The following is a 2,103-nucleotide window of genomic DNA, read 5'->3' on the forward strand; positions in this document are numbered from 1 at the left end:
GTCCGCGTTGTACATGAGGCAAACCTTCCAAAGGAGACAATAAACGATGACCCAAACAACGAATAAATCCAACCAGAAATTGATCGATCTGGCAAATACGGTACGGAAAAATGTTTACGCACCCTATTCAAACTATCCCGTGGGCGCGGCTCTCCGCGCAAAAAGCGGAGCTGTCTATACTGGTGTCAATATCGAAAACGCAGCCTACCCCGTTTCCATGTGTGCCGAGCGGGTTGCCCTTTTTAAGGCTGTCTCAGAAGGCGAACGTGAATTTGATGTCATTTCAGTCGTCACCGACAACGGTGGCTCCCCCTGCGGAGCATGCCGGCAGGTACTCTCGGAGTTTGGGTTGGATATGATCGTTTTGATCGCCGACAAGGATGGGAACTTGATCGAAGAAACCACCCTCCACGACTTGTTGCCGAGGGCATTTGGACCGCAACATTTGGAGTAAGGGCGGGGTTTCCCCGTCCAGGGCGACAGGACCTCGCCCCCACGCATAAAACCCTGATGAATACTCCACGCTCATTTCGTGCAGAAGCCATTGTCCTCAATCACCGTGACTGGGGCGAGGCAGACCGCCTTGTTACCTTATATACACGTCAGCGAGGCAAAATTCGTGCGGTTGCCAAAGGAGCACGAAAGCCCCGCTCGCGGAAAGGTGGGCATCTCCAGCCTTTTACGCAAATTACCGTCCAGTTAGCACGGGCACGGGGGCCATTTATCATTACACAAGTAGAAACCTTGGAAGCTTACCTCTCACTGGGTGATGACTTAAAACTGACTGGTAATGCATCCTATCTGGTAGAGTTGCTTGATCGTTTTTCTTACGACGAAGAAGAATCTAATGCTGCCCTATTTCGTTTATTGAGCGATAGCCTCTCCCGTCTCGCCCGCGGCGATGATTTCTGGGTGGTCGTTCGCTATTATGAAATGCACCTGCTCAATTATTTGGGTTTCCGACCACAACTTTTTGAATGTGCCAATTGCGGGGAGGAGATCAAGGCTGAAGATCAATCTTTCTCCGCAGCCCAGGGTGGAGTCCTTTGCCCGAATTGTAAATCCGACCAATTCAGTGTACGACCGATCAAAGTCGAAGTGCTGAAATATTTACGCCACTTTCAGCGCAGTTCCTACGCAGAGGCGCGCCACGCTGATCCGAATCCCAAAATACGGGCAGAGGTGGAAAATCTGATGCAGTTTTATCTGACCTATCTGCTCGAGCGCGGTTTGAATTCCCCCCGATTTATGCGGGAAGTGGGAAGAAAATAATTTGAAGCAGGCAAAATCTCTATTTCTTCTTCTCCCATCCCACTACAAAAAACACACCGATCAACCCAGCCAACCAACCCATCCTATGCCAAATAACGCCTTGAAGACGAGCCTTATTAAAAAGATATAAGACTTTGGCAAAAAAGGTCCGTCGCGAAAGCGCACGTCCCAATTTACTGCGTGCTAAACGCGCTTTATAATCTCGAAAACTAAAATCATTATTTTCAAATGCATGCTGAATAGCCTGGGCCGCTATGCGCCCATACCCTAAAGCAGGGCTGATCCCCTCGCCAAGTAAGGCATCCACGCCAAGCGCATCACCGACCAATATGATCCGATCTGTGGCAGGTGCATTGGCTGGCTCGTACCATCGAATTGGATGCCCCTTTAGCTCGAAATCATCCAAATCATATCCATTCGCAGCCATTTCATCAGAAAGAACCTCACGGAGGGGATCACGGTTTGGCCGCTGGTGAATATTACTGTCGTAGATTCCCCAGCAGCGCATTGCCTCACCCTTGATCTGGGTTGGGAAGTCCCAGACGTATCCAGAGATGCCTTTGGGCACAGCGAGGAAGTCAAAAGAGGCAACCCCCTCCCGTCCTCCCACATTTTTTTGGAAATGGAGGATGTGACTCGAAGCAGCGGTGGGGGTTGCCGGTGTAACCACCTCCAAAGCCCTCCCGACATGCGAAGATGGTTTTTTCTCCACTGCGCGGCGAACAACGCTATTTGATCCATCCGCCCCTACAACAACCTTTGCGCGAAATTCCTCCTGAGATGTTTTTACGATGGCATAATCTGCAAGAGTCTCTACACTTTTAACGGCTA

3 protein-coding genes are annotated in these 2,103 nt (G+C 50.3%); 2 read left to right on the forward strand and 1 reads right to left on the reverse strand.

What is annotated here, in order from left to right; translation table 11 throughout:
- Window positions 1–46: 46 nt before the first annotated feature.
- Window positions 47–454 carry a cytidine deaminase gene (cdd, locus tag AC3DOM_RS17715; RefSeq protein ID WP_487920365.1) on the forward strand — a complete coding sequence of 136 codons (408 nt, stop codon included), beginning with the start codon at window positions 47–49 and terminating at the stop codon, window positions 452–454.
- A 56-nt stretch (window positions 455–510) separates the two neighbouring features.
- Window positions 511–1,272 carry a DNA repair protein RecO gene (recO, locus tag AC3DOM_RS17720; protein ID WP_487920366.1) on the forward strand — a complete coding sequence of 254 codons (762 nt, stop codon included), beginning with the start codon at window positions 511–513 and terminating at the stop codon, window positions 1,270–1,272.
- 19 nt (window positions 1,273–1,291) lie between these two features.
- Here the strand turns inward: recO and AC3DOM_RS17725 are convergent.
- On the reverse strand, window positions 1,292–2,103 hold an 812-nt coding region (locus AC3DOM_RS17725; RefSeq protein WP_487920367.1), incomplete at its 5' end, for an NAD(P)/FAD-dependent oxidoreductase.

Source organism: Candidatus Desulfolinea nitratireducens (assembly GCF_982879505.1).